We start from the raw sequence: 18,812 nt of genomic DNA, 5'->3' as shown, positions 1-18,812 counted from the left end.
ATCCGATGTAGTATTTTTCTTCCGGATGCTTTGTAATTTACTGTATCAAAGAGCTGAAGCCTTGCTTCAATACCGTTAACCAGAACGTGCTTATGTATAAAGTTTTACCATCAGATAAAAGGGGCGCTTGCCTCTTTGCCTGTTTTCTCCTGCTTTTCGGCCTGTTTCCGCTGCTTAGCCAGGCGCAGGAAGGGAGGAAAGCCGCTGTGAAGGGCAAGGTGGTGGATTCCCAGACCGGTCAGCCACTGCCCTATGCGAGCGTGGGCTTATTCAGAAGCGCTGATAACAGCCTGGTTTCCGGAAATATTACGGATGAGGAAGGGCAGTTTACCCTGGATGCCCCACTGGGGGAATTCTATGCGCTGGTGGAATTTATGGGATATAAAGCGCTGAAATCGCCACCGTTCAGGCTTACGGCAGAAAACCCGACACGCCAGCTAGGCAATGTAATCCTGCAGGCGGCGGCAGCCACTGCCCTCGACGAGGTAGTGGTGCAGGCGGAAAAAAGCTCGATGGAGTTGTCGCTGGATAAGAAGATATTCAATGTCGGGCAGGACCTGGCGAACGCCGGCGGCTCGGCCACCGAAATTCTCAGCAACATTCCGTCCGTGTCAGTGGATGCGGAAGGCGGCGTGAAACTGCGGGGCAGCGGGAATGTCCGCATTCTGATCGACGGGAAGCCCTCCGGCCTGGTCAGTTTCAAAGGCGGCAGCGGTTTGCAGCAGCTGCAGGGCAGCCTGATTGAGCGGGTGGAGATTATCACCAACCCCTCGGCCCGCTACGAGGCCGAAGGCATGTCCGGCATCATCAACATTGTACTGAAGAAAGAGCGCAAGAGCGGCTTCAACGGTTCTTTTGAAGTGATTGCCGGCGAGCCGACCAATTACGGGGGAGCAGCCAATGTGAATTACCGCCATAAAAAGATAAACTTCTTCGTAAATTACGGCCTGGCATACCGCATTTCGCCCAGCATAGGTTCGCTTTACCAGGAACTAACCGCCGACGGCACTACTTCCATTCTGAGGCAGGAATACGATACCCGAGTGCGCGGATTCAACAACAACATCCGGGGCGGGCTAGATTATTTCTTCACCGAGACCAATATCCTCACCGCTTCCTACATGTTCAGGAGGAGTGATGCCAACCGCATCCGGAATATACGCTACGAAGACTACCTGGCAAGCCAGGAACTGCAAAGCTATACCGCCCGGAAGCAGGACGAAAACGAGGATGAGGTGAATGCGGAGTACGCCATCACCTATAAGAAAACCTTTGCCAGGGAAGGGCAGGAGTTGAACGCGGATTTCCGCTTCCTGGACTACTGGGAAAGCTCCGACCAGGTATATACCCAGAACACCTTTTCGCCGAACGGCACGCCCGATGCCGCACAGGCGTTGCTGCAGCGCTCGCTTAACGATGAGTATGAAAAGCAGTACCTGACACAGATAGATTACGTGCAGCCTTTCGGGGAAGGAGGGAAGCTGGAGGCCGGTATCAGGAGCAGTTTCCGTGACATGGTCAACGACTACCTGGTGGGGGATGAGAGTGCGTCCGGTGACATCACGCCGCTTCCGGGGCTGGACAATGTGTTTGAGTATGACGAGAACATCAATGCCGTATATGGCATCCTGGGCAATAAGACAAAGAAAGTCTCGTATCAGGTGGGGCTGCGTGCCGAGCACACCGATGTGAAAACCACGCTCCGCGAAACAAACGAAGTGAACCCGCGCCGCTATACTAATTTGTTCCCGAGTGCGCACTTCACCTACAACCTGCCAAAGGAGAACGCGGTGCAGGTCAGTTACAGCCGCCGTGTGCGCCGGCCCGTTTACTTTGACCTGAGCCCGTATTTCACCTTGTCCGACAGCCGGAACGTAATGGGCGGCAACCCCAACCTGGATCCCGAGTTTACGAATGCCTTTGAGCTAGGGCACATCAAGTATTTTGAGATGGGCTCCCTTTCCTCCACTTTATTCTACCGCCACACGGTGGACAAGATCGCCACGATCCGGCGCGTGAGCAGTGAAGGCGTTGCCTCACTGCGCCCCGAGAACCTGGCCGCAGAAGATGCCTACGGTGCCGAATTTGCAGGTTCGTTCACGCCCGCCACCTGGTATAAATTCGACCAGAGCTTCAACTTCTTCCGGGCCATCATCGACGGCAGTAATTTCGAGGAAAATTTCAGCACCGAGACCTACAGCTGGTTCACCCGGCACACGTCACGCTTTACTCTCCCCCACAACATTGATTTCCAGGTGCGGGCCAACTACGAAGCACCCCAGAAAACCCCGCAGGGCAGGCAAAAGGCGCTGTATTACGTCGACCTGGGCATCAGCAAAGACATCTTCAACAAAAACGGAACCATCACGCTCAACGCGCTGGACCTGTTTAACACACGCATCAGCCGTTCTGTTTACCAGGGCGAGAGTGTAGAGGGGGTGTCCTTTTATACCAGCAGCAAGAACCAGGGCCGCAGGAGGCAGGTGAACCTCACGCTCAGTTACCGGCTGCACCAGGCCGCCCCGACAGGCGCGCCTAAAACCCTTGGTAGTGAATAGATTAGGTTAATCAACTAATAAAAAGCGCCGAAACAGTCAATGGCTGTTCCGGCGCTTTTTGCCTTTCAGGATTTCTGAAACCTGGAGGGGAGGTTAGAACTCCTCCTCGTCCACATCCTCGGGCGAATCGCTTGCCTCACCCAGCAACGCATCGATCAGGGCTTGTTGCACCGGCTCATATATCAATTTCCCTTTCAGCAGGAACTTGTGCGCGTCCATCATCACCTCGTAAATGGGCGTGTGGATGTGCTTCGGTATTTTATAGAGGCGGGCGTCGTTCTTTTCGAAAGGGGTGGGTACCTTGGAATGATAGAGGTAAGGGATCAGGGTTTTGGAGCAACTGATAGCAATACGATGCACCTCGTGCTCTGAGAAGTACGCCTGCAGCCGTTCGTTGATGTTTTCGAAGAACTCGACTGTTTCGCCTAACCTTACCCTGGAACCCGCCCGCGACTTGCCTTTGGTTTTCAGGTACTTGATCTGGCTCGTGCCCTGCTTTTTCCGGACCATATAGGAGCGGAACACTTTATGGTCGAGGTTGATACCGTCCTCAAAATAGCCCAGCGCGCAGTTTCCGGATTGAATTAGCAACATCACGTAATTCACCTGCGCCACTTCCACCGGAGTGGGGGTGCCTGGAGGTGGAAACACGATCGGGAGTCTGAAAAAGGCCAGTTCTTCGCCTCCTTCGTTTAAAAGCACCACCCTGTGTTTCTCATGCTCATATATAAAGCGATGTGACGAAGCCTGTATGGTGCGCAGCAACTGCAGCGAAGTTTCTCTGGATAAAAATCGGTTCATATCGGGCTTGTGCGACGCAGGGTATAAGAAAGCAAATCAATCAGGGTTGCAGGAGGCATCAGGTTTAAAGACTGCCTTCACACGGTCTCCCTGCGGGTAAGTTTATATATATATATGCTGACTTCAGCCACCCCCAAACCCTGCATGTGGCTCTGTTCATTCATCTTGTGAAGACAACTAGCAAAGTCACTATTCTCTCTGTGGGGCCAGAAGCTTCGTGAAGAAAGGCGCCAGCTCTTCGGCCAGCACAGCATGCTCCTGCACACTCGGATGCCCGCTGCAGCCACTCGCCTGCATCGGCTGGAAAAAGTGAAGGGCCACGGGCCTGTCTGCAGGGTACCTCGCATCAATTTGCTCCTTTACTACTGTCAGCGCGTTTTGCAGGGTAATCCTGTTGTTCCCGTTCACCATCGCACTGCTGAGCAGGGCGATCTGGGCGGCAGGGTATTTCTTTTTTACCTGCTGCACAAAACTTATATAGCTGTTCACGAAACGCGTGCTGTCAAACGGCAGCCTTTCCTTTTTGCCGTCGCCGTTACTGAAGTCGTTCGTGCCCAGGGCAATGCTCACCACCTGCGGCGTGAAGGCGCTGAAATCCCAGCGCTGCGGGCTTGTATCCCGGAAATCCACCTGCTCATATACCTCCGGCATGGTTGGCCCGTCGCTGTTCCAGTTGCGGTAAGCACCGATGCCGCTCACGCAGCTGATGACATAGTTGGCTCCAACCGCCTTTGCCACACGGGGGCCGTAGGCCATCAGGGCGTTGTGCTGGTCGTGGTACTCCCCGGTGCCGCACGGTACTTCCGAAGGGTCGGCGGCAGCGCCGCACGTAATGCTGTTTCCGATAAACTCAATCACCGGGGCGGCTTTCTCCTCTATAGCTTCCAGGTTACGGCCCGTTATTTTCCTGATCTCGATGGGGCCTGTATGGGCCTCTGTTGCTTTATATACCCACACCGTATGCTTTCCTTCGGAGGGCGCTGAAATCAGGATGGGATCTGTTGCGTTTCCGGCAATTCTGATTCTCTTCTGATACTCCCCATCCAACTCGTACTGCAGGTAATTATGGCCGTCGGCGTTTGGGATGGAGGCATATATGGCTGCTTCGTTGCCCTCAAAGCTGAACCCGAAATGCGCGGCAGAACTCACCAGTTCCAGGTGCTGAGCACTGTTCAGGGTATATCTTCCGTACGGATGCAAAGCCGTGGCCTGTAACTCCGCGGTTGTGTCGGTACTGCGCGGCAGCGAGGAGCAACTGAGGCAGAGAAGGCTGATTGCTGCCACCAAGGACGTGTGTCTGAAATCCATATAGGTTGTTGTTCGGGTAAGTTTTCCGGTGTGCAAGATGGGCAACATTCTTTGTTGTTCCAACGCACCTGGAAGGATTTGATGCGGAGTAAGAGCAGTTCTGAAGCTGTGCGCACGCATCAATTTGAGAAGCAACCCCTCTGCATGCCGCCTCTTTTAATATAAGATTATATATGGATTTATATATGGGTATAGGAGCTGGATATACGGCACAGGGTTTCGGACCTGTGGTTGCTCTGGTGAAGGCTGCGGCGAAATAGCCTGATAGGCACCGGCATATGTTGCTGCACAACAGGCAGGGGCACCACCTTTTATTTACAGGCATGCCGTGCACCCTTTTCTTTCAGCTCTCGTTTTTACAGGAAGAGTTGCATCTAAAACCTTTATAGCGATGGCTTTACCTGTTAATTTTCTCGTAAACATGCTCTTGCCTTTGTTTATGGCGACAGCGCTTTTTCACCATGGCTGGGCCAACTACGACCAGACCAGGGAACTGGATTATACCGGGGTAGTGCAGGAGATAGCCTATGAGAACCCACACGGCATTCTCAAACTGGAGCACGAGGGGAAAACATGGACGGTGGTGCTGGCCCCCACCAGCAGGATGCGGGACCGGGGGCTGGCAGCGGATATGATAAAGCCTGATGATACGGTACGGGTAGTGGGGTATCCCCACAAGGAAGAGGAGAATGAGATGCGCGCAGAGCGAATTTTCGTCGGAGACAAAAAGTTCGAGCTACGTTAGCAGTGGCAGGCGCCATGGTCGGCATGCTGCAGGGGCTGGAGAATTCCGCGCTGGCTGAGGCCATCCGGCAATCTGCCTGGCTGTACCCTATTCTTGAGATCATACACATAGCGGGAATCGTAGTGCTGGTGGGCGCCGCCTTCCTTTTCGACCTGCGCTTGCTGGGCTTTTCCCGAAACCTGCCTGTCAAAGCCTTAGCGGGGCATTTATTGCCCTGGTCCCGGAGAGGGCTGCTCCTGATCATCCCCTCAGGTGTGCTGTTGTTTAGCACCAATGCCGTCTCACTGGCCGCCGATCCTGTGTTTCTTGTAAAGATGATCCTGCTCGCATCAGGCGGTGTCAATGCGGGCTTGTTTCATCGCTATGTCTTCCGGTCTGCCGCTCTATGGACTGCCGGTCAGACGCCCCTGGCGGCTAAAGCAGCGGCGGTATGCTCCATCGCAGTGTGGCTGGCCGTTATTTCCTGCGGCCGGCTCCTGGCCTATTAGGGCTGCGCATCGGTATATATAGGAAACAGCCGCTACCGGGAGGCAGCGGCTGTTTCCTATATGAAATACAAAGTGAAATCACTTTTTCAAAAAATCGATCAGCAGGCTGTTGAGTTCTTCTTTATGGGTTATGAAAAGCCCGTGCGGCCCGTCTTTGATCACCACATACTTGTTGTCACGGATCACTTTAGATGACTGTTCGCTGCTGGTTTCAATCGGCACGATCTGGTCGGCATCCCCATGCACAATCAGCGTTGGTACCCGCACGTTCCGCAGCTCCTGCCGGAAGTCGGTGTTGGCCCAGGCTTTGGCAGTTTCGATGGTGGCGCGGGGCGAGGCGGCAGAAGCGATGCCCCAGTCGTATTGCAGGTGCTGCTTGCTTACCTTGTCCTTTTGATCCGCGTAGTTGTAAAACTGCTTGCTGAACGCAGCCAGAAAGGCGACACGGTTGTTTTGGAGGGAATCCATGATCTCGTTCAGCTTCTCTTCCGGCACACCATCCGGGTTAGCGTCCGTTTTTTTCACGAGCGGGATAACGGAGCTGATGAGCACCGCCTTGGCAATGCGGTCATCACCAAACCGGGAGAGGTAGCGCACCACCTCACCGCCGCCCATCGAGAACCCAACCAGGATGCAATCCCGCAGGTCCAGCTGCTCGATCAGCGTGCGAAGGTCCAGGGCAAGGGAGTCGTAGTCGTAGTTGTTCCAGGGCCTGTCCGAATCACCGAAGCCGCGCCGGTCGTAGGCGATGCACCGGAAACCCGCCTCTACGATGGCCTGTACCTGGTTCTCCCACATCCTGTGGCTCAGGGGCCAGCCGTGGATCAGGATCACAGGCTGGCCTTCGCCGCTGTCCTGGTAGTTGATGTATACGTTTTCTTCTTTCTGAATGTCTTCTGTTTCAATAAATGGCATCGTCTTAAGTTTGTTTTAGTGGATGTAATGATTGCGAGCGTCCTGTCAGCTCGGCTATATATGAAACTACAGCCCGGCCGAAAAGTTGCAGCTGCTGTTCGCGCCGAGGGCCTCCTGCTGGCCTTAGCCGCCATCGGAGAGGTGCGGACTCCCTGACAAAGCGGAAGGGTAGAGGCGCTGAACGGCAGGAAAAGCGCATGGCGCCGTACAGGCCGCAGACGCTGAAAAAACGCGGCCTGTTGCGTCTCCAGGATTATTCCTGCTCTAAAATCTCGGTTTTTTCTACCTGCGCCTCGAAGTCATGTGTCGTGAAATCATCGGGGCTTATCCAGTTTTCCGAAGTAAGGATTTCATAGCTGTGACCGGCCGCCGGGTTTAGCTCCCACAGGATATTCGCTGCTTCCGGAAAAGGAACGCTTCCTGTCATTTGCTCCGTAAACAGCCTTTGTACAAGGTTCCTGTCCGTGAGGCCTGCACCCAGCAGTTTTAGAACCATTTCTTTGGTGAGTTCTGCCTCGCCGTTTTCCTCCAACGGTGTGATGGTACACGCCAGCAGCGTGGCCTTTGTATTCGGGAATTTCCCGTTGAAGGCTTTGTATAAGAGCTGGTTTATATGGAAGAGCGTAGCGTGCAGGCTGATCTCCGGGTATTCCTCGACGATCTTATCCAGTAGCATGTCATTGGATATCTGCTCGATCTGCCCTTCGTTCAGTTGTTCGCTCAGTTTATCTTCCAGCAGGATGGCTGCGGCTTCATTGGGTTCATAGTCCGTGATCGCCATCAGCAGCAGTTCATTTAATGTGTCCTTGCCTGCTTTGTCTGCATCCGGGTAATTAAACTTTGCCAGGAGCCGGATGTAATCTTCTGTCGTCCAGTAGCCGGGCATTTCCTCAACGGTGTTGGCGGAATTTATATTGATCTGATATTTCATAGGGATTTGATCTTCTGATGTAAATTTTTTGAAAGGTATGGTAAAAGCAAAGCGTGAAAATTGCCGGAAAATGGCAGGATGAGGGAAGCTGCAGGTGTTAGTTGCGGTGAAGCCCGGGTATTACCTTGCAGTACGTCGTTTCATCTCTTTTTTGCAGCAGAAAGGATGAAGCTCAATGCACACGCTCAAGGTATATAGTTATAACTCCTCTTCAGGTGCATTTGTTATATAATAGGGAAGCATCACCCCTGGATTCAGCAAAACGGCACGTACTGGAAGTCCCTCTGTGGGCGGCAGGTTTCGGAGATCTACACGCTATATAAATTCGTTGGATGAGAAGCGCGCAGCAGAGCAGCTGGCTACCCGAGTTTATCAGATGGGTTGCCAGTCCGCGTCTGCCCGGTTTTGTAGAATGGCAGCGAAGCAACTGCGGGGGGCAAGATCCAGGAACGGATAAGTAACCTTCGACAGGTACAGCCCCTGTGGATGAGCCGGAGAGAGGTGTTTGGGTGTGCGTTTCGTGGAAAGGTAGCCTTCGAACTCTTCAGGCGACAGGGTACCCATCCCGATCCGGAGGAGTTTGCCGACGATGATCCTGATCATCCTGCTAAGGTACCGGTCTGCTGAGATTTGGAAGCGCAGTCTGTCGCCGCTGCCATCTGTGAGCCACCGGGCAGACGTGACGTGGCAAACGGTGTTGTCGTATTCTGCTGGTGAAAGGCATAAGGCCCTGTAGTCGCTATAATGGGGGAGTAGGGCAGTGGCCGCCTTCATCGCCTCAAAGTCCAGGTGCCTTAGAAGATATAGGGCGCTTACCTGGCTCAGGAACGGATCCTTGTAGGTATGGATGAAGTAGTCGTAACTTCTTGCAGTCGCATCAAACCGGGCGTGCGGGAAGCCTTCCATCGGGATGATGTCGAACACGGCAATATCATCGGGCAAAACTTTATTCAGCCGGAACAGCATGTCGAACTGCCACGGCTCAGCTACATCCAGTTGGAAAAAGAACTGGCGGGCATGCACCCCGGCATCGGTTCTCCCGCATCCCACAACCCCGACCGGAACCTTTAGGATCTTTTGCAGGCAAGCCTCTATTACCTGCTGCACATTGCTGCCATAGGGGTGGCGCTGCCAGCCCCTGTAGTTGCTTCCGTTATAGCCTATATGGAAAAAATAGCGCAAGGCCTTCGATGGTTTAGTGTGAAAGTAGAGCGTTGCAAGTTAGTGATCTGCATGGCAGTAAATTTCAGGATATTTGCAGTAAAAGAAACAAAACCTGCCCAAAGGAATTGTAAGGAAGCCCGCATCTAACGTCGGGGCTCACTCGAAAACCCAGGAGCTGCGCGCGCACCGAAGACCTCGCAGTGCACGGAGCTCCTGCGAGCGTCTGGGCCTCCGCATCTTATCTCCCAGACACGTAGCTCCAGGAGCCACTGTTAGCAGTTAAATTCGGATCAAACATTTTAGAATGGCCACGTAGGCGAAACCTTTGCTGCCATAACTGAAAAGGTGTTATGAAAAATGTCGGTAACTTAATTAGTCGTAATTTCGGGTTTCATTCTATCTAAATGTCGAAATCAAAAAAGCTCAAGAACGTAACCGTCGGGCAGGTTTTCAAAACCATTATATGGCCCAGGCGGAAGTACCTTTCCATTGGGTTGGTCCTGATCATCATCAGCCGCCTGGCCGGCCTGATCCTGCCGGGCGCCAGCAAGTACCTGATCGACGATGTGATCCCGAACGGGGATATGACGATGCTGAAATGGCTGATTCTGGCCGTGGCCGCTGCCATTGTGGTGCAGTCCATCACGTCCTTTGCCCTGACCCAGATACTGAGCGTGGAGGCGCAGCACCTTATATCCCAGCTGCGGGCAAAAGTGCAGCGGCACATCATCCAGCTGCCCATCCGTTTCTTCGACAACACCAAGACCGGCGAGTTGGTATCCCGCATCATGACAGATGTGGAAGGGGTCCGGAATTTGGTCGGGACAGGCTTTGCCCAGATGATCGGAGGGGTGCTGACCGCCCTGATCTGCCTGGTGCTGCTCATCGTGATCAGTCCGCTCATGACGGCCTATGTGCTGATCCCGGTTGCTATTTTCGGGGTGATCTCGATGAAGGCTTTCGGGAAAATAAGACCGATCTTCAGGGAGCGCGGCGTCATCAACGCAGAGGTTACAGGCAGACTGACGGAGACCTTAGGCGGCGTGCGCGTGATCAAGGGGTTTAATGCCGAGGCGCAGGAGATCAAAACATTCGAGGCGGGCGTCACGCGCCTTTTCCTGAATGTGAAGGAGAGCCTGGTCACCACCAGCCTGGTCACGAGTGCGGCAACGCTGCTGCTGGGCCTTGCCTCGGCGGGCATCATGGGGATTGGCGGCTACCTGATCATGAACGGGGAGCTTACCTTCGGAGATTTCCTGGCCTTCACGCTTTACCTTGGCTTCATGATCGCGCCGATCGTGCAGATGAGCAACATCGGCAGCCAGTTCACCGAGGCCTTTGCCGGGCTCGACCGGACCGAGGAAATTCTGAACACGCCCCTGGAAGATGAGGGCGGGCACAGAACCCTGCAACTGGACCATATATACGGCGACGTGGTATTCGACAAAGTGTCTTTTGCATATGAGGCCGGGAAGGAAGTGGTGAAGGAAATCAGCTTCAAAGCGCCTGCCGGCACTGTCACCGCGTTGGTGGGCACCTCCGGCTCCGGGAAAACCACTATCGCCGGTCTGGCCGCCTCTTTCCTGAACCCGGATAGCGGCACCATAACCGTTGACGGCCACGACCTGCAGACGATCAGTTTGCAAAGCTACAGAAGCCAGCTGGGCGTGGTGCTGCAGGATGATTTCCTGTTCGAGGGCACGATCCGCAACAACATCCTTTTCCCCCGCCCGAACGCCAGCGAAGTACAACTGATGCAGGCCGTGCAGGCCGCCCACGTGCAGGAGTTTACGGACCGTTTCCCCGATGGCCTGGAGACCCTGATCGGGGAGCGGGGCGTGAAGCTCTCGGGAGGGCAGCGGCAGCGCATCGCCATCGCCAGGGCCGTGCTGGCCGACCCACGCATTCTGATCCTGGACGAGGCCACCTCGAACCTGGATACGGAGAGCGAGAGCCTGATACAGGCCAGCCTGAAAACCCTGATGCAGGGCCGCACCACCTTTGTCATCGCGCACCGCCTCAGCACCATCCGGCAGGCCGACCAGATCCTGGTAATCGAGCAGGGGCGCATCGTGGAACAAGGGCGGCACGAAGAACTCCTGGAAAAAAAAGGAAGGTACTACCAGCTCTATACCTACCAGGCGAGGATTTAATACCAGCTCCTATATGTTTTCATCCATCGGACAGTGTAAATGCCACGCTCCTTTCATTCAAAAGGATGAAGTCCTATATGGAAGAGGGTTCAGGCGCCTTGGTATAAATCCCCGGAGGTATATAAAAAACCAGTATCGGTTGCTTCCTGCGCATTACATTTTACTTGTCTGCAGATTCCCCTCCTGAGATGGGCGGGTTCTACTGAACCTCTCCATGCGCAGTATTCAGTTGTTATTGGTATAAAACCGTTTGTGCAGGTGTAGGGTGGCAATAGTGGGTTTCGCTGCGAGAGGTGAAAGTAGCTGGAATTAACTAAGGCGACAGCTTTAAATTTGCAGCGGAAGGTCTATAATAAAATTTCACTACATGCTCTTGAGTTGCTCCATGCTACGCTGGTTAACTTTTATGACGCCTCTTTTAGGTCTGTCCAGGTCGATGATGATGAACACGACGAGCGAAATCAGGAAGGTCATCATCATGGTGGGGATAGTGGTTCTCCTTTTTCCTAAGCCGCTGGCGTAGCCGATGAGTGCCCCGGACATGATGAACACGATAAACAACAGGAACAGGATCACCTCCGGCACATGCAGCTGGAGCAGGGCGTTGCGTTCCCCGTGCGCGTCGATCATGCTGTTCAGGGCGTCAATAAAATAGCCCGTCGTCACGGGTCGGGGGTCGACTTCGGCTGCCCGCACGGCGATAATCCAGATCATTTTCTGAATTTTCTCTGTTTCCGCATTTAGCGCGTGCTGCTCGTCTAGCTCTGCGAAAGAGGTGTTGCTGACGGCCAGGCGCAGGTCGATGTAGTTCTGAAGCAAATCGTGCGTAATGGAATCATAGGGTTGCGGGAGCAGGTCCGTTCGCAGCAGGGCAGTGCCGATGGTGTTTGCCTCATGTATCACCGCCTGGCTCCTGTTGTTGTACCGTTGCAGCGCAATGTTGAACGTAAAACCAAGGATCAGGGCCAGCAAGCCGAGGGTGCCCGCCTGTATGGTGTTTGTGTGGTTCTTTACATCCTCGTCGGTTTTGGATGTGTAGTAGTGCCCCAGCCGGTAGCCCGCTTCATTTGCGAGCAGGATCACAAAAAACAGAAGAGCTACTATCAGAATACTGTTCTGGTTGTACATGATTTCGTTTGAGACGTCCATTTTACATCATACAAGCAAGATGTAAGTGTCAAAGCCATATCAGTTATGGCTACGCTGTATACGCAGACCAGGACGTTCTTGTATATGCTTTCAGGACAAGGTTGTTTCCCGGAAACCGGCAGGCTATATAGAAGGGGCTTCAGGCACGGGTGCGAAAACCTTAAGCCTGCTCTGTTAGCCTGGGCTCTGGTGAAATCATTTCGGCAGAAACAAATATGGGAACCTAAAGGAGGGGAGGAAAAATTTTTAGAAACATGATAAAGATCACTGCCTCTGTGATAAATGTCACTGAATTATAGCCTTTTAGGTACCTATATTAGTTTCGTGAAAGTAAGAGAAACAGCTGCTTACTTTTCATGCCTGGCTGTGGCAGTGGGCATATAGCAGGATTCAGAAACATTAAACATTTATCCTTAAAGTCATGAAAAAGAACATGGGTAATGCCGACAGATTGATCAGGTTGATCCTCGCGGTGGTTGTGGGTGTATTGTTTTATACAGGCGTTGTGACAGGCACCGTCGCCATCGTGTTGCTGGTGCTGGCGGGCATCTTTTTGCTTACGAGCTTAGTGGGTTATTGCCCGCTTTATGCGCTCCTGGGCGTTAGCACCTGTCCTAAAACTACCGGGCACCACCAGTAAGCGCATCCCTGCGCATGCAGGTTGTAACCTCTTTTACAAGTTGATTCGCAGACGCCGGCAGGGGCAGGTTCGCTCCCGCTGATTCTTTCCTTGAAGGGTAGTAATTAGCGGGAGGGGCAGCTTATAAAAACGCAGAGGGCTTTAACTGCATATATGGCGCAGGTTTTCAAACTTGTCTCTCATACTGGAGTCAGGTTTGCAACCCGGCTGGGCCAGCGGCACGCGCTTTAACCGCTTAACAGCATGAACGCTTATGCCCTGGACTACAACGAAACACTCCTTCATTCTCTTCTTAAGGGTTCTTTTTCCTGCAGAACGAAACTGACCTACTTCCGGGAGCATAATCTCCCTTTACGACAGGAATTGCCGTTTTCGGAATATTAGCATGATTTACAGATACTTACAAACACTTGCCGTTCAGAAAATAGCGGCCCCGGCTGTACGCACCACATCACGCCCTTCCAGTACCCGGCTACTTATAATCTTTTCTTCGGAGGACTTTCGTGATGCTGCGCACTGTGAGCAGGGTCACAATGCCGGCTATGGCTACTATTTTCACCACGGTCTGCGGGTCCCGGATAACACGGAAGCGGGAATTGCCCTGCTTCATTTCGATGTAGCCGACTGGCATGATGGCTAAACCACCGCCGCCGCCCGACCCTTCTTCACCCGCTTTGGTGCCGGCGCCACCCCCGAAACCATACATTGCTTTTGAGACTGGGATCACCGTCACGCCGTCCCGCTCTACGGGCTCACCATAGATCAGTGAACTTTTGGCGGCCAAGCCAAGCTTTTCGGCCAGCCGCTCTATGAAGGCAGATTTGGAGGCACTGCCGGAGGTACTGTTATTTTCCATCAGATATGTTTTTGTATATAAAACTATAGCACTACTAAAAAGCCGCTGCCGGTACGGGGGCTATGCCCATACCAGCAGACAGTATTCTAACGAAGTATTCCCTGTTTAGCGGCGGTGGATCTCATATACTGAGCCAAGCGAGAGCGACACCACGTAAAGGGTACCTTCCGGGCTGGTCTTGATGTCGGTGCTCACACCGAAGTTTTTGCCAAACAGCAGGCTCTCGCTCTCCGTGATCGTCCACTTATCGGGGTTATCTGCCACACGGTCCTCTAACCGCGGGTCGTCAACTCCAATTTTCATGCGGTTGCCTGTCAGGTTGAAATGGAAAAGGTGGCCGCCTTCCAGTAAATCACGGGCACCGCCCATGATCAGGTCGCCGTTATACTGCGGGCCAAGTCCGTGGCCATCGATAAACCCGATGCCTCCGGGCGACACCTCGTATTTCCAGGCAAACTCCGGGTCGACGTACACTGCGCCAGGTAGCATATAGAGCCGCGAAAGCGCTTCTTCCTGTGTAGTGGCAATATTTTCCGGGGACCACCGTATCTGCTGCAGCCCCATATACTGCGTACTGGTCTCTATTTCCCTGAACTGCTCAATCCGTGACACAGGGCCCATGATCTGTATCCAGCCACCGTTCATGCCCGGCACCACCCGGTTGAGTTCCGAAAAGGAGTCATCGCCGTTTTCCTGCAGCCAGAGGTTGCCCGACATCGGGTCGAAGGCCATGCCGAAACTGTTGCGGTGCCCGTAGGAAAATACCTTCTGGATATTGTTGCCCGCCTCGCCCCCGATGGCCGCACCAGCCGCATAAAACGGGTTATCCGAAGGGGTAGAGCCGTCGTCGTTGAGCCGCAGCACCACGCCGGACAGGTGGGCATTGTCAGGCTCCGGACCGCCAAACTGGTCGTCCGGTAGGCCGGGGCCTGCGGGGCCGTTCACTAAGTTTTGCATCTGGCCACGCCGCCCCAGGTCTCCGATGAAAACATATAGCTTGCCATCCGGCCCGAACCGCAGGACACCCCCGTCGTGGTTGCTGCGTTCCGGCTGGCCCTCGTCCTGCTGCAGGGCGCGCACCCGTAGAAGGTTCGCATCCAGGGTGAGGTTTGTGCCGTCCCAGTTGAAGCGGTCGACTCTGTTCCCGAGAAGCGGTGTCTCGCTCAGCACGTTGGTATCGGTGCCTGATGTGCTTTCGGTCCAATACAGGTACACGCCGTTGTTCGCCGGGAAGTTGGGATGCAGCGCGATACCGAGCAGCCCACGCTCAGAGCCGAAGTTAACAGCCAGGTCCAGCACCGTGCTATGCACCTGCCCGTCCTTGATCCGCTTCACCTGCCCTGTGTTTTTTTCCAGCACCAGGAAATCATCCGCGCCGAGGAAGGCGATACTGATCGGCGTGACCAGGCCGCTGACAACAGGCCGTACCTTCAGTCTTTTGTCCAGCACGGTGGGGCCGTCCTCGTCCTCATCTTCATGCTTGTCGATCAGGTCATCCAGAAAGTCATCAAAGATATCATCCTGGCAGGAACTGAATAGCAGCAGGAAGCTTGTCAGGAGAAGGGTTAGGAGATTTGTTTGCCGTATGTTCATAGCGATATTGACTAAATTTGATAAAAACTATAAATTTATACGGCTGCTATCTTGCGCTGGATGAATTACTTATACATGGTTTTCTGAGATGCCTATTTACTAAGTGAACGAAAGTTTTAGGCTGGCAAAGAACAGATTTTTCATTGAGGCGAAGCACCGTTGCCTCCCCTGATAAATTTTTATATAGGACGTTCCCGCTCCGGGAAGAAAGGATATAGGAGAAAGCGGCAGAAAAGCCGGTAACTTATTTGAGAGCGCTCTGGTCTGTTTTCCCGGATGCTTCTGTTGGCGAAGGCTTATGCAAAAATACCTGCTGCTGCGGACTTATGGTGCTGCTCTTCTTTTTATATAATCCAGGTTGCGATATATAACTTGTTTGTTTTTTGATGAATGAAAACCCACCCCTGCCCCCGCCGAGAGGGAAATCTTCCTCAAGAGTAGTTCATTCCCCTTCTCGGAGGGGCAGTGGTGGGCCCTGTTTTAACAATGAAATAAATCGCAACTGAGGTTATATATAACAACCTGCTCCCGTTGGTGCATAGGTCTTGTGGATATATGGGAGTAGTGAATTTTCTTCTTAGAGCAGGTGCGACAATCGGATGCCAGCCTATACAGCACGCAACAGCTAACCGTCAGAAATTAACCTGTTCGGCGTGTCAATCGTTAAAGAGGGCATAGATTTTTAAACAAACCGAACGAAGAACTATGGACAGACATGACAGAATCCGACGCGACCGCCACGAACCCGGACTTGACTATGACAGGTACGAGGGCTACAGCAGGAATGACGCGCATTATCACAGCGCAAAGAATCTGACGAATGAGTTTGAGCAGGAGTACCAGCGTGAGCGGGGCCACTGGGACAATGACCGTGGCCGGTACGGCATTGACCACACCTACCACGAGGGCGACAGCATCGATGACTATGCGCGACGCAGGAGTGAAGGCCGTGGCTACAGAGGGGAGGATGCCGGTTACCGGCAGCATGACTGGGACCGAAACCGAAACTACGGCGGCAGCTTCAGCCGTGACCGTGACAGGTACAGCGATGACCGGGATGACAACCGGGGAAACTGGGGCAGATACAGCAGCGACCGCGACAGCTACCAGGCATACGGCAACAGCCCACAGCGCTATGGGTCCGCTGATCATACATCTTCCTATAGCAGGTATGACGATGGCCGGGGAAGAGGCGATCAGGAATACTATTCCGGCTCCCGAAACGACTACGGCAGCTCCCGCTACACCGACAGGAACTACGGCAGCGACACCAGACACGAGGGGGGCTACGGCGTAAGAGGCGGCAACAGGGGCGACCTGGACGATAGTTCCGGCGACTACTGGCGCGCAAAGCACCGCCTTCGCAGCGATTTTTAATGCATTAAACTCAGCTTACCCCATATATACACAGCCGTTGCTGAAAAGCAACGGCTGTTTTTTTGTAGCCTCCATATACGCTGCTTACCTTTAGGCAGCTTTATACCGGAGGAACAGGCATAGGCCTCAGCTAAAAGCACGGGCCCCTGCTGTAACTATAGGGGCCGCTGCTGCGCGCAAACTACCTCCTCAACACTACGCTATGGAAAATCCTGTACAACTGAATGTGCCCCTCCTGGTTTCTTATTCTGCGCTGGAAACTGTGCTGCAACAGCAGCTGGTTGGGATGTATATCCCCCCACACGATGAAGGCACAGCATCAAATCCATACGCCCAGGTGCTGGATGTAGGCATAGCAGGGAGTAGCGCCGGTATCTATAACGTCGTGCTACGGGTGCAACTGAAAATACTGCGCACGGTGCTGAAGCGGGACAAGGTTGACCTGTACGCGTCGGTTGCTTTGGCCTATGACAATGCTTCCCAGCAATTATATGTGCGGCAATTTTCCATGGAGTCTGCTACCTCGAGCGGCTTTTACAACACGGCGCTGGAGGTGCTGGTGAACAAGGTCGCTTACCAGCAGATCATCCAAAAGACAAGGGTTAATCTGAAAGCCATGATTGCGGCAGAGCTGATAAAGGTGAACAGCCAGCTGGAGCAGGGGCTGGAACTGAAAGGCCTGAAGCTGACTGGGGCCGTTGCTGCGGTGGGGGTGCAGGACATTGTTCCAAAGCCAGAAGGGCTTGCGCTTCGTTTGCAGGTGCAAGGGAACCTGGAGGTAGCGGTGCATGATCTGGCCAGCCTCTTACCACCGAAAAAAGATTCAGTGTAAAGCGACAATGCCTGATGATACTCGTCACCGGGGGACGCCCCGGCTGATATGCCCCCACGGGCTCCCGCTGAAGCGGGAGTATCCAATTTCCCCGGTAAAAAAATCAGGCGTATCTACGGAATTTTCACATTGTTATAACAACCATCTTTCTATCTTTACCAGATAAATTGGAGGCTGGCATGCGCAAGGAAGTGAAAAATGCTTTTGGGAAGGTTTTTATAACTATTTCCGTAGACAACGTGAACCGGTGGGTACACACCAACTGGATCGGCTACCTGACGGAAGACAGTGTAAAAGCGGGTGCGCTGGCCTACACGCAAGCCGTAAAAGAAGCAGGCTTCAGCTGCGTGCTGAACGATACGCGGCAGGTAGTGGGCAGCTGGAACCACTCCCTCGAGTGGGTTGTAAACGAGTGGGGGCCACAGGCCGCCAGGGCAGGAGTCAGGCACTTCGCCATGATCACCAATCCGGCCTCTTTCGCAGATAGCACCGCCTCCTCCTTCTTCGCCCACTTAAAAGCGTTCGAAGTGAAAGGGTTTGATAACATCGGGGATGCCAGCGTCTGGTTACGCCAGTTTTCGCTGGTCACGAAGTAGCCAGAAGCAGTAGATTCACGTACCCGGTGAGGAAGAGGGTAAATAATATGGAAATGGAAGACCAGGTATCGTTACAAAAAGTGTTTGGGGATGTGTTCTTTACCGCTAAAAGAGTTGGAGGCAACTCCTATCTGTACGCGCAGTGGTACGGGGTGCAGTCGGTGGAGACCGTAAAGGAAGGCGGCTACAAGATGTTGGAGATGATACAGGAAAAGCCCTGCGCAAAGCTGCTCAACAGCAACAGGAACGTCATCGGCTCCTGGGACATGGCCCTGGACTGGGCCGAAAACGAATGGGCGCCCCAGATGCGCGCCGCTGGCCTGAGGTACCTGGCACAGGTAGTGCCCGCCAGTATTTTTGCGATGATCACCATCGAAAACCTCGTCAGGCAAATAGGCGGGGAGTTTGAGATCCGGATGTTTGAAAGCGACACGGACGCCGAAGCGTGGCTGGTATCGCTCGACGAGGCATAAGCCCCGCCGCCGTCAACTTAAGGAGTTTTTTATTTTATACCGCCAGTTTGAGCGAAGGGGTAAAGGTGGTTGAAATGGCAGCCCGTTTGTAAAGTTGAATAAAGGCTTACCGAAGATACGCCTTTAAAAACGGGCCACATTGTACCACCACATTTGCGCTGTCGCTAAACAAGCGGCATTGGGCATCAGGCCCGCCTCACGCGAAACAACTTCAAAGATCTGGATTACTGACA

The 18,812-nt window shown here is 53.5% G+C and carries 17 protein-coding genes; 9 read left to right on the top strand and 8 right to left on the bottom strand.

Annotated features, from left to right (window positions below):
* Positions 1–92: 92 nt before the first annotated feature.
* On the top strand, positions 93–2,558 hold the full coding sequence (locus ABD920_RS02485) for a TonB-dependent receptor (protein ID WP_345156565.1): 2,466 nt from the start codon (positions 93–95) through the stop codon (positions 2,556–2,558).
* A 93-nt stretch (positions 2,559–2,651) separates the two neighbouring features.
* On the opposite strand, the gene ABD920_RS02480 is transcribed toward ABD920_RS02485, so the two are convergent.
* Both ABD920_RS02480 and ABD920_RS02475 read right to left on the bottom strand, forming a co-directional pair.
* Positions 2,652–3,359, bottom strand: coding sequence for a hypothetical protein (locus ABD920_RS02480; RefSeq protein WP_345156564.1), 708 nt, complete (start codon positions 3,357–3,359; stop codon positions 2,652–2,654).
* A 189-nt stretch (positions 3,360–3,548) separates the two neighbouring features.
* On the bottom strand, positions 3,549–4,667 hold the full coding sequence (locus ABD920_RS02475; protein ID WP_345156563.1) for an SGNH/GDSL hydrolase family protein: 1,119 nt from the start codon (positions 4,665–4,667) through the stop codon (positions 3,549–3,551).
* Between the two features lie 391 nt (positions 4,668–5,058).
* Between ABD920_RS02475 and ABD920_RS02470 the strand changes: the two genes are divergently transcribed.
* Positions 5,059–5,412, top strand: a complete 354-nt coding sequence (locus ABD920_RS02470; RefSeq protein WP_345156562.1) for a DUF6152 family protein — start codon at positions 5,059–5,061, stop codon at positions 5,410–5,412.
* A 2-nt stretch (positions 5,413–5,414) separates the two neighbouring features.
* On the top strand, positions 5,415–5,900 hold the full coding sequence (locus tag ABD920_RS02465) for a DUF6644 family protein (protein WP_345156561.1): 486 nt from the start codon (positions 5,415–5,417) through the stop codon (positions 5,898–5,900).
* Between the two features lie 78 nt (positions 5,901–5,978).
* Here the strand turns inward: ABD920_RS02465 and ABD920_RS02460 are convergent, their stop codons facing one another.
* The 3 genes from ABD920_RS02460 to ABD920_RS02450 form a co-directional block, all read right to left on the bottom strand.
* Complete coding sequence (locus ABD920_RS02460) at positions 5,979–6,815, bottom strand: alpha/beta fold hydrolase (protein WP_345156560.1); 837 nt, start codon at positions 6,813–6,815, stop codon at positions 5,979–5,981.
* A gap of 253 nt (positions 6,816–7,068) precedes the next feature.
* Positions 7,069–7,746: a hypothetical protein gene (locus tag ABD920_RS02455; protein WP_345156559.1), complete on the bottom strand. Its 678-nt coding sequence runs from the start codon at positions 7,744–7,746 to the stop codon at positions 7,069–7,071.
* 372 nt (positions 7,747–8,118) lie between these two features.
* Positions 8,119–8,928: a tRNA pseudouridine synthase A gene (locus ABD920_RS02450; RefSeq protein ID WP_345156558.1), complete on the bottom strand. Its 810-nt coding sequence runs from the start codon at positions 8,926–8,928 to the stop codon at positions 8,119–8,121.
* A 386-nt stretch (positions 8,929–9,314) separates the two neighbouring features.
* Between ABD920_RS02450 and ABD920_RS02445 the strand changes: the two genes are divergently transcribed.
* The gene (locus ABD920_RS02445) at positions 9,315–11,063 is read left to right on the top strand and encodes an ABC transporter ATP-binding protein (protein ID WP_345156557.1); all 1,749 of its coding nucleotides are present in this window, start codon (positions 9,315–9,317) and stop codon (positions 11,061–11,063) included.
* 363 nt (positions 11,064–11,426) lie between these two features.
* Here ABD920_RS02445 and ABD920_RS02440 read toward each other — a convergent pair whose 3' ends face one another.
* On the bottom strand, positions 11,427–12,212 hold the full coding sequence (locus ABD920_RS02440; protein ID WP_345156556.1) for a bestrophin-like domain: 786 nt from the start codon (positions 12,210–12,212) through the stop codon (positions 11,427–11,429).
* Between the two features lie 421 nt (positions 12,213–12,633).
* Here ABD920_RS02440 and ABD920_RS02435 point away from each other — a divergent pair, with 421 nt between their 5' ends.
* Positions 12,634–12,852, top strand: a complete 219-nt coding sequence (locus tag ABD920_RS02435; protein ID WP_345156555.1) for a YgaP family membrane protein — start codon at positions 12,634–12,636, stop codon at positions 12,850–12,852.
* A 472-nt stretch (positions 12,853–13,324) separates the two neighbouring features.
* Here the strand turns inward: ABD920_RS02435 and ABD920_RS02430 are convergent, their stop codons facing one another.
* The gene (locus ABD920_RS02430; protein ID WP_345156554.1) at positions 13,325–13,708 is read right to left on the bottom strand and encodes a spore germination protein GerW family protein; all 384 of its coding nucleotides are present in this window, start codon (positions 13,706–13,708) and stop codon (positions 13,325–13,327) included.
* Between the two features lie 105 nt (positions 13,709–13,813).
* Positions 13,814–15,301: a PQQ-dependent sugar dehydrogenase gene (locus ABD920_RS02425; RefSeq protein WP_345156553.1), complete on the bottom strand. Its 1,488-nt coding sequence runs from the start codon at positions 15,299–15,301 to the stop codon at positions 13,814–13,816.
* Between the two features lie 705 nt (positions 15,302–16,006).
* Between ABD920_RS02425 and ABD920_RS02420 the strand changes: the two genes are divergently transcribed.
* From ABD920_RS02420 to ABD920_RS02405, 4 genes are all read left to right on the top strand, one after another.
* Entirely contained in the window at positions 16,007–16,678 is a 672-nt protein-coding gene (locus ABD920_RS02420; protein WP_345156552.1) for a hypothetical protein, read from the top strand.
* A 157-nt stretch (positions 16,679–16,835) separates the two neighbouring features.
* The gene (locus ABD920_RS02415; protein ID WP_345156866.1) at positions 16,836–17,510 is read left to right on the top strand and encodes a DUF4403 family protein; all 675 of its coding nucleotides are present in this window, start codon (positions 16,836–16,838) and stop codon (positions 17,508–17,510) included.
* Positions 17,511–17,689: 179 nt separating this feature from the next.
* On the top strand, positions 17,690–18,106 hold the full coding sequence (locus tag ABD920_RS02410) for an STAS/SEC14 domain-containing protein (protein ID WP_345156551.1): 417 nt from the start codon (positions 17,690–17,692) through the stop codon (positions 18,104–18,106).
* Between the two features lie 53 nt (positions 18,107–18,159).
* The gene (locus ABD920_RS02405; protein WP_345156550.1) at positions 18,160–18,579 is read left to right on the top strand and encodes a hypothetical protein; all 420 of its coding nucleotides are present in this window, start codon (positions 18,160–18,162) and stop codon (positions 18,577–18,579) included.
* The last annotated feature ends 233 nt before the right edge of the window (positions 18,580–18,812 follow it).

Origin of the sequence: Pontibacter saemangeumensis, from assembly GCF_039541895.1 — a bacterium.
Taxonomy (GTDB): domain Bacteria; phylum Bacteroidota; class Bacteroidia; order Cytophagales; family Hymenobacteraceae; genus Pontibacter; species Pontibacter saemangeumensis.
The sequence above is the reverse complement of the archived record's forward strand: the minus strand, read 5'-3'. Positions and strand labels throughout refer to the sequence as shown.

Bases quoted from the DNA above. Each gene is read 5' to 3' on its own strand.
- ABD920_RS02485 (WP_345156565.1), top strand. From the start codon at position 93: ATGTATAAAGTTTTACCATCAGATAAAAGGGGCGCTTGCCTCTTTGCC.
- ABD920_RS02480 (WP_345156564.1), bottom strand. From the start codon at position 3,359: ATGAACCGATTTTTATCCAGAGAAACTTCGCTGCAGTTGCTGCGCACC.
- ABD920_RS02475 (WP_345156563.1), bottom strand. From the start codon at position 4,667: ATGGATTTCAGACACACGTCCTTGGTGGCAGCAATCAGCCTTCTCTGC.
- ABD920_RS02470 (WP_345156562.1), top strand. From the start codon at position 5,059: ATGGCTTTACCTGTTAATTTTCTCGTAAACATGCTCTTGCCTTTGTTT.
- ABD920_RS02460 (WP_345156560.1), bottom strand. From the start codon at position 6,815: ATGCCATTTATTGAAACAGAAGACATTCAGAAAGAAGAAAACGTATAC.
- ABD920_RS02455 (WP_345156559.1), bottom strand. From the start codon at position 7,746: ATGAAATATCAGATCAATATAAATTCCGCCAACACCGTTGAGGAAATG.
- ABD920_RS02445 (WP_345156557.1), top strand. From the start codon at position 9,315: ATGTCGAAATCAAAAAAGCTCAAGAACGTAACCGTCGGGCAGGTTTTC.
- ABD920_RS02440 (WP_345156556.1), bottom strand. From the start codon at position 12,212: ATGGACGTCTCAAACGAAATCATGTACAACCAGAACAGTATTCTGATA.
- ABD920_RS02435 (WP_345156555.1), top strand. From the start codon at position 12,634: ATGAAAAAGAACATGGGTAATGCCGACAGATTGATCAGGTTGATCCTC.
- ABD920_RS02430 (WP_345156554.1), bottom strand. From the start codon at position 13,708: ATGGAAAATAACAGTACCTCCGGCAGTGCCTCCAAATCTGCCTTCATA.
- ABD920_RS02425 (WP_345156553.1), bottom strand. From the start codon at position 15,301: ATGAACATACGGCAAACAAATCTCCTAACCCTTCTCCTGACAAGCTTC.
- ABD920_RS02420 (WP_345156552.1), top strand. From the start codon at position 16,007: ATGGACAGACATGACAGAATCCGACGCGACCGCCACGAACCCGGACTT.
- ABD920_RS02410 (WP_345156551.1), top strand. From the start codon at position 17,690: ATGCGCAAGGAAGTGAAAAATGCTTTTGGGAAGGTTTTTATAACTATT.
- ABD920_RS02405 (WP_345156550.1), top strand. From the start codon at position 18,160: ATGGAAGACCAGGTATCGTTACAAAAAGTGTTTGGGGATGTGTTCTTT.